Raw genomic sequence first — 8,015 nt, 5'->3', positions numbered from 1 at the left:
GCCCGTCTGAGCGGCGGCCGTGGGGCGACCTCGACTTCGCGCCCCATGGTGACCGGGAACGGCGCCAGCCCGGCCCGCCCGGCCCCGGCTACGGCTGGCGCCGCATCGTCTACAAGGCCACCTTCGGTCTGGTGAACCTCGGCCCGTCGGCCCGTGAACAGCAGGACGCCGCCTACGAAGCCACCATCGGGGCGACACTGCGGGGCAACTACAAAGTCGGGGTGCTGGGCAAGGGCGGTGTCGGCAAGACCACCGTCGCCGCGAGCGTGGGCTCGATCTTCGCCGAGCTTCGCCGCCAGGATCGCGTCGTGGCGATCGACGCCGACACCGCGTTCGGTCGGCTCGGCAGCAGAATCGACCCGCGGACCAACGGCTCGTACTGGGAGATCGCCGCCGACAAAGACCTTCGGTCGTTCGCCGATGTGAGCACCCGCGTCGGCAGCAATGCAGCGGGCCTGTATGTGCTGGCCGGGGAGCCGACCGCCGGGCCGCGGCGGGTGCTCGATCCCGCGCTGTACCGCGAGGCCACCTCGCGGCTCGACCGCCATTTCACGATCGCGATCGTCGACTGCGGCTCCACGATGGACGCGCCGGTGACGCAGGAGGCGCTGAGCGACCTGGACGCGCTGATCGTGGTGTCGTCACCGTGGGCGGACGGCGCCGGGGCCGCCGCGCAGACGATGGAATGGCTGACCGCGCACGGCCGTAGCGGTCTGCTGAACCGCACCGTGGTGGTGCTCAACGACTCCGACGGTCATTCGGACAAGCGGCACCGATCGCTGCTGGCGAATCAGTTTGTCGAACGCGGCCAGAAGGTGGTGCAGGTGCCCTTCGACCCGCACCTGCGCCCCGGCGGCGTCATCGATGTGACAAGCGAGCTGGCTCGCACGACGCGGAGCAGATTTCTCGAGATCTCCGCGACGATCGCCGGGTTCTTCGCCGCGCGGCCGCAAAGCCCGCGGGACGCGCGCTAAGCACGCGCTGACGGGTCCGCGGTGGCCTCGATCTTGGTCACCAGATGATCGCGGATCGTCAGCACGATGACGGCGAACAGCCGTCGCTCGGCGAACGCGAGCAGCACGGGCTGGCCGACCGGACCGCTGACCACCGTGGCGCCGGGTCCCAGATAGCGCAGCAGGTTGACGGCGACATCGTGCGGTCCGTGGTTGATCTGCGGAGGCGGGGCGGGATCGGCGAGCACGGTGCCGACTCCCCACACCGTCGGATCGAGCACCGCGGCCAACGCCTGCAGATCGCCGTTGGCGCACGCGGTGATGAACTGTTCGGTGACGAACTGGTGCTCGGTCGTCGACACCTCACCCGGCTTCGGTTGTCCGAGAGCGAATTTCGTCCGCGCGCGTCGTGCGAGCTGACGGCAGGTGCCCACCGGGCGGCCTACCGTCTCGGCGATGTCATCGAACGGAACACCGAAGACGTCGTGCAACACGAACGAGACCCGCTCGCCGGGGCTCAGCCGGCGCAGCACCTCCCATAGCGCGGTACGGACCTCGTCGTCCAGGGTCACCCGGTCGGCCGGATCGAGGCGACCGGACTGGTTGACGGCGGCGACCTCGGTACCGATGTCCTCGGGCCGCTCATACCGTGAGCGGGCCGAACGTACCTGATCGAGGCAGAGTCGGCCGGCAACCACGGTCAGCCAGGCGCGGACGTCGTCGATCGCGGTGATATCGGCGCGCGAGAGCCGCAGAAATGCCTCCTGCGCAATGTCTTCGGCCTCACCCACATCACCCAGCATCTGGTACGCCAGGTTGACCAGGTACGGACGATGCTGCCGCCAGGCCTGGGTGACCTGGTCCTCGGACTGCGGTCGGCTCATGTGTTCACGACGATCTGGGTGGGCGAAAAGTTACAAGCTGCTGCTGTAACTTTCCCATCTCCCGGCCCGTCCTTGAGGAAAAGAACGCTGACCAGGAGGCCACCATGACCATCGTGGTAACCGGAGCGACCGGCAATGTCGGCCGACCGCTCGTGTCGCTGCTCGCCGCCGCAGGTGCGCGGGTACGGGCCGTCACCCGCACGCCGGAGGTCGCCGGGCTCCCCGACGGCGTCGAAGCGGTGAGTGCAACCATCGATGCCCTGCCCGGGGCGTCGGCCGTGTTCCTCAATTCGCGGGCCCTCGGCGATGACCTCGCCGACGTCGTCGCCTTCGCGCGGCACAGCGGGGCGCGGAAGCTGGTAGCGCTGTCGGCGATCAACGCCGACGACGACTTCTCGCGGCAGCCGTCACGGGTACGGGGCGACCGCAACCGGGAAGTCGAGCAGTTGGCCGTCGACTCCGGTCTGGACTGGGTGAGCCTGCGCCCCACAGTGTTCGCGACCAACTTCGCCGGCATGTGGGGCGCGCAGATTCAAGCCGGCGACATCGTCGGTGGGCCCTACGCCCAGGCGTCCAGTGCTCCGATCGTCGAGGCTGATATCGCCGCGGTGGCCGCGCATGCACTGTTGACCGATGAGCTTGTCGGCCAGCGGATCCCGTTGACCGGCCCACAGGCGTTCACCAACGCGGAGCTGGTCGACGTCATCGGTACCGTGCTCGGCCGTCCGCTGCGGTACCTCGAGGCCCCGCCCGATGCGGTGCGACAACGCTTCATCGCCATCGGACTGGGCGCCGAGTTCGCCGATGCCTACACCTCGATGCTCGCCGACGCCGTCGACAAGCCGGCGTTGGTCACCCGCGAAATCGAAAAGATCACCGGGCAGCCGGCGACTCCGTTCTTCCGGTGGGTTTCCGACCACCGCCACCTGTTCACGAAATAGCAAAGGAGCCAAGCCATGTCTTCTCCACGTCCACCGCGTTATCTCAAGCCGATGAACAAGATGATGATCGCGGTGCAGAAACTCGGTGTGCCGACTGGGCCCGCCATGGTGCTGACCGTGCCCGGCCGCAAGTCGGGTAAGCCGCGCAGCACGCCGATGACGCCGTTCCACGTCGACGGTGGTCTCTACGTCGTGGCGGGCTATCCCGGTGCGGACTGGGCCGCGAACGCCCGCGCGGCCGGCACCGGCACGCTCAGCAAAGGCCGTCGGTCACGGCCGGTCAGGATCGTCGAATTGACTGCGGCACAAGCTCGTCCGATACTTCGGGTATTTCCGGTCGAGGTCCCGGTCGGCGTCGCGTTCGCCAAGAGTGCGGGGATGGTGACCGACGGGACACCCGACGAGTTCGAAGCACTCGCCGGCCGCATCGCGGTCTTCCGGTTCGACCCGGTCAACGCCGTCTAGCGACGTCGCTCAGGGCTGAATCGGTACGTGCTTTTCCGCACATGCGTCGGTGACCGCGGCAACGATGTCCTGGGTGCGCAGCGTTTCCAGGTCTTCGATCGTCACTGAGCCCCGGTCGGAGCGGTTCTGGGCGGCCACTCGGGAGTCCCGTAACCGTTCGGCACGCTCGACGATGTTGCGGGCGAAACGTCCGTTCTGCATGACGTCGATCCCGTGCGTGCCGTCCGGCGCCAGATAGGCCCGCAATGTCTTGCAGGCCATGTTCAGCGCCTCGCGCGCGGCCGGTTCGATCACGGTCGCCCGCGGCTCGCCGTAGCGGACCGCGATCTCGACCAGCTCGTCGGGAGCGTAGGACGCGAACCGCAACTTGCGGTTGAATCGGCCCGCCAAACCCGGGTTGACGGTGAGGAACTCGTCGACTTCCTTCTCGTATCCGGCCCCGATGAAACAGAAGTCGAAGCGGTGCACCTCCAGTGCCACCAGCAGCTGGTTGACCGCCTCCATGCCGATCATGTCCGGCCGCCCGTCGTGATGACGCTCGACCAGCGAGTAGAACTCGTCCATAAACAGGATGCGCCCCAGCGAACGGGCAATCAGCTCATTGGTTTTCGGGCCCGAGGCACCGATATGCTCGCCGCAGAAGTCGGCCCGTTTGACTTCGATGATCTCCGGATGGCGCACGATGCCCAGCCCGGCGTAGATCTTGCCCAGCGCCTCGGCGGTGGTGGTCTTACCGGTACCGGGCGGGCCCACCAGCAACATGTGGTTTGTCTGGTTCGTCACCGGTAGTCCGGCGGCCATCCGCAGCGCCCGGACTTCGATCTGGTCCTCGATTTCGGCGACCGCGCGTTTGACCTCACTCAGCCCGACCTGGTTATTGAGAATGGCCCGGCCTTCGGTCAGCAGTTCTTCGCGCCGCCCCTCGTTCTCTTCTTCACGACGGTCGGACGCGGACCGCTCGGTGGTGACGTCCCACCTGTTGCTGCGAGTGTTGATGGTTTCCTCGTCGGTGACCACCAGTTGCAGTTGCTGATCGGCCAGCGCGTCCTTGGCCGACTCGATCAACGCGCCGTTGATGGTTGCCTTCGACAGCCAGATCTGTGCCTTGTCCTCTTCGTCGAGCTGGCGGTGCGCCATCCCGCGTACGTAGGCGAGATCTGCTGCGATCAAGGGGAATTCGTTCGGGTCGATCGCCGTCACCGCGGTATCGGTCAGCTGGTGGCGCCGGGCCTCCACCAAACCTCCGGCCCGAAGATCCACCCGATCCGCCCAATCCAGCGCGACACGGGCCTGCCCGAGATGGGCAGCGGCATGCGCGGCCAGCGCGTTGGTGGCCGCGGTGACCGCCGACATGACGATCGCCTGCGGCGGCAGGACGGTTGCCGCCACCGAGATCGCGTCCGGCCAGCGCTGCGTGGCGAACATCAGGTAGGCCCGCACATATTGCTGCCACTGGTGGTTCTCCCAGGTGTCCAGCAGCGCCGAATCCTTGAGCAGCGCTTCGGCTTTCTCGAACTGGCCGTCGTCGATGAGGGCGCTCGCCAGTGCCAGCCCCGCATGCGACGACTCGGTCACCGAGATGGCCAGATACGGCCCGGCTTTGATCGACGCCGACAGCCGGACACCGAGCCGGTTGGTCTCGCGGTGCAGCCGCGCACCGTAGGCGTATAACTGCTGCAGCGACGAGAGCTCGTCGTCGCCGGCGGCGATCCGGCCCAGCCAGGCGTCGGCCATCGACGGATCGATCTCGGTGGCCTCACGAAACCGCCCGAAGGCGCCGGGCTGGTCGGTGTCGAATGACGCCATGGCCTGATCGAACCGCTTGCGGGCGGCGGCCGTGGTATTGCTGCTGGTCAAGCGCCGCTCCTCTCCCCCTCGCCGCTACGCGGCTGGGTAGTGCCCCCACATCGCTCCACTCTGCATCGTCGCCGGCGCGTAGTCATCGTCTATTCCACTGATTCGAGCTCGGATGTCCTGAGGTTCGTCGGCTCCGACGAGATGTAGCGATTCTCGGCGCGGAACAACTCGATCTCCACCGTATGCAGTTGTCCGGCCGCCGTCACATCGACGGTCGCTGGGCCGATCTGCGTGATGAGCACGTCGGCCGACCCCCGGTACGGCGTTCCCGGCTCGCCGATGGAGATCAGGGTGTTCGGCCGCGGTGCCGGAGTGATCGTGCCGTCGACCACGCTGACCGTGGTGCCGGCTATCGGCCTGACTTGGCTGCCCACCGCGATGTCGGGCATCCGGACGCTGTCCCAGCGCTGATGGTCGCGGGTGTGCACGGTGATCCGCTCGCCGGCGCCGGCCAGCCGCACCACGATTCGCTTGGCCAGCACGTCCTGCGCGGCGATGTGCACGCGGCTGAATTCGCCCGGGTCGTCGAGCGGCAGCATCAACCGGTTGCCGGCGTCGACCTTGCCCAGCAGCACGCCCGACGGCCCGATCGGAATGACCAGTGGTGCCGCCAGCACACCGCGACGCAGTCCGCGCAATGCCGGCATCGGACCGCAGAGGTTGGCTGCGATGGCGCGAGCCTGCTCGCCCGGCAACGTCTTGAGCATGACGCTCGGTGGCGCCGTCGGCGGCTGCGCGGTACGCACGGTCACCGTCGCCGTCATGCTGCCGTCGCCGAATATCGTGATGTTCTGGATGACTCCGTCGGCCCGCAGCGCCCAGGCGTGCTCCAGATTCTCCGCAGTGATGTCGTTGGGCCGGTACCAGTACGACGTCAGCCAACCGCCTTCACCGCGCGCGGTACGCCAGCGCTGGTGATGCGCGTTCAGCGCCGTGGACCCCAGTCGGCGCTCCAACTCGACGATGTCGGTGGCCGTCGCGACCTTCGCGCGAATACCGCGTTGGCGCAGTGCAGCGGTGATCCGCTGGGCCGCGGCCAGCGTCGTGGTACCGACCGAGGTACGCCATTGCAGCGCACCGGCATTGGGCATCGACACGATTCGTACGATCAGCCAGGTCTCGCGCTGCCCGGCATACGGCGGCGTGCCGATCAGCGTGTCGTAGACCCGCGGGTAGTCGCCACTGCTGCGCACCCGGGCGCCGACACTGACGACGCTGAGCGAATCGATCGACAACCCGAGGCTCTGATGCAGCAGCGGCAACAGTTCGGCGATGTCGACGGTGTTGTCGGTGTAGGTCGCCGTCGAACCGGTGAACAGCGTCGGCCGATGCGCCTTGCCGAGCAGCTGCACAGCCACCACCGCAACGCCATCCTGATAGCGGACACCACCACCGGCACGATCGTTGGCGACCGTGATGGGTTCGCTCAACGTGATCGCCCGGCCTCGCTGCCGCCACAGCTTCCACCACGACCACGCCGGCTGACGCCACCAGCGGATCACGCCGGCCGCCACCCCGATCACCAAACCCCCTGCGGCACCGGGGTATCCGCCGACTGCCCAGCCGATGAGGCCGGTAGTGAGTACGCCGACGATGATCGCCAGCCGGGTGAAGGCGGTCATCGCTCTCGCCGAGCCCGCGCTACCAGTGACGCGATCAGTACCGCGGCGATCACCAGACCGGCGAACACCAGTGCCGCGTTGCGGGCGCGATGATCAGGTGGCGGCGGTGGGGCGGCGGGCACGATCACCCGACTCTGGGCGCCGACCGCGAGGCGGTCCCCGGGCGGCACGTTGAAGGTCAACGCCGCGACCGGATCCACCACTCCGTAGCCGACTTGATTGTCCACGCCGCGCGGCGGATTGTGCGCCGTCTGCAGAATCCGGTTGATGATCTGGTGTGCGGTCAACGCGGGATACTTGGCCCGCACCAGCGCGGCCACGCCGCTGACATAGGCCGCCGAGAAGCTGGTGCCCCAGAACGGCATGTTCTTTTCGCCCGCCCGGACCGGTGGGTAGGCGTTCACCGGTCCACCGGTCTGCGGGGACAGCCCCATGATTCCCACGCCGGGCGCCGCGGCGGCGACCCACGGCCCGGACAGGCTCTTACCGACCGGAGCGCCGGTGTTGTCGACGGCGCCGACGGACAGCACGTAATCGGAGAACCACGACGGCGACGACACGGTCTTGACCTGATGCCAGTCGCGCGGGTCGCCGGCGTCCAGCGGGTCGAAGCCGGGATTCTGGGCGCATTCGTCTTCGCCCTCGTTGCCGGCTGCCGCGACGATCACTGCGTCCTTCACGGTCGCGGCGTACCAGACCGCCGCGCCAATTGCGCTCTGGTCCAACGGGTCTGCCGCTGAGACGCATGCCGTGACGCTGATGTTGATCACCTTGGCGCCAATGTTGGCCGCGTGCACGATCGCGCTGGCCAGCGTGGCGATGGTGCCGGCCTTCTTGCGGGCCTCGGTGTCGCCGCCGCTCGGCCTTTCCAGTTCGTAGGCCCGTGAGGACTGGCGGATGGAGATGATCCTCGCGTGCGGTGCCACCCCGGCCACACCGTCCGGGGCCCCTGGTGGCAGCGGCGGAACCTCGGGGTCGTCCGGCGCACCACCGGGAACCGGGTCGCCGGGCCCGTTGGACGGCTCGTCCGGCGGGGGCGGTGGCGGCGGTGGCGGAGCGGGCTTGGTTTCGGTGATCGTCACCGGCGACGGTGGCGGCGGTGGGCTCGATTGCCGTGGCGGGAATGGTGCGCTCCGGTTACCCGAAGGAATTCGGCGCGGGGATCATCTGCAACGCCGGCACCCTGGGTATCCTGATTCCGCCGTCGATCGTGATGGTGGTGTACTCGGCGGCGACGGAAACCTCGGTGGGCAAACTGTTCATGGCCGGGGTGATTCCCGGCCTGCTGCTGGG

Annotated in this window: 6 protein-coding genes and 2 pseudogenes; 4 read left to right on the top strand and 4 right to left on the bottom strand. The window is 68.0% G+C overall.

Annotated features, from left to right (window positions below):
- Nucleotides 1-974, top strand: a 974-nt coding sequence (locus WAN02_RS32720; RefSeq protein WP_422269512.1) for a MinD/ParA family ATP-binding protein, incomplete at its 5' end; no start/stop codon positions are given.
- Here WAN02_RS32720 and sigI read toward each other — a convergent pair.
- The gene (gene sigI, locus WAN02_RS32715) at nt 971-1,837 is read right to left on the bottom strand and encodes an RNA polymerase sigma factor SigI (protein ID WP_422269511.1); all 867 of its coding nucleotides are present in this window, start codon (nt 1,835-1,837) and stop codon (nt 971-973) included. The genes WAN02_RS32720 and sigI overlap by 4 nt on opposite strands.
- 104 nt (nt 1,838-1,941) lie before the next feature.
- On the opposite strand from sigI, the gene WAN02_RS32710 reads away from it, so the two are divergent.
- Together WAN02_RS32710 and WAN02_RS32705 are read left to right on the top strand one after the other, a co-directional pair.
- The gene (locus WAN02_RS32710; RefSeq protein ID WP_422269510.1) at nt 1,942-2,778 is read left to right on the top strand and encodes an NAD(P)H-binding protein; all 837 of its coding nucleotides are present in this window, start codon (nt 1,942-1,944) and stop codon (nt 2,776-2,778) included.
- Between the two features lie 15 nt (nt 2,779-2,793).
- Entirely contained in the window at nt 2,794-3,243 is a 450-nt protein-coding gene (locus WAN02_RS32705; RefSeq protein ID WP_422269509.1) for a nitroreductase family deazaflavin-dependent oxidoreductase, read from the top strand.
- A gap of 9 nt (nt 3,244-3,252) precedes the next feature.
- Here the strand turns inward: WAN02_RS32705 and eccA are convergent, their stop codons facing one another.
- From eccA to mycP, 3 genes and pseudogenes are all read right to left on the bottom strand, one after another.
- Entirely contained in the window at nt 3,253-5,049 is a 1,797-nt protein-coding gene (gene eccA / locus WAN02_RS32700; protein WP_422269513.1) for a type VII secretion AAA-ATPase EccA, read from the bottom strand.
- A gap of 140 nt (nt 5,050-5,189) precedes the next feature.
- Complete coding sequence (gene eccE, locus WAN02_RS32695) at nt 5,190-6,722, bottom strand: type VII secretion protein EccE (RefSeq protein ID WP_422269508.1); 1,533 nt, start codon at nt 6,720-6,722, stop codon at nt 5,190-5,192.
- Nucleotides 6,719-7,855 (bottom strand): annotated as a pseudogene (gene mycP, locus WAN02_RS32690) (type VII secretion-associated serine protease mycosin); the annotation flags it as partial. The gene eccE and the pseudogene mycP, both read right to left, overlap by 4 nt.
- Here mycP and WAN02_RS32685 point away from each other — a divergent pair.
- Nucleotides 7,798-8,015, top strand: a pseudogene (locus tag WAN02_RS32685) (TRAP transporter large permease subunit); the annotation flags it as partial. The pseudogenes mycP and WAN02_RS32685 overlap by 58 nt on opposite strands.

Origin of the sequence: Mycobacterium sp. (assembly GCF_049281135.1) — a bacterium.
In the GTDB taxonomy this organism is placed as follows: Bacteria; Actinomycetota; Actinomycetes; order Mycobacteriales; family Mycobacteriaceae; genus Mycobacterium.
This window is presented reverse-complemented; position numbering and strand designations above follow the sequence as displayed.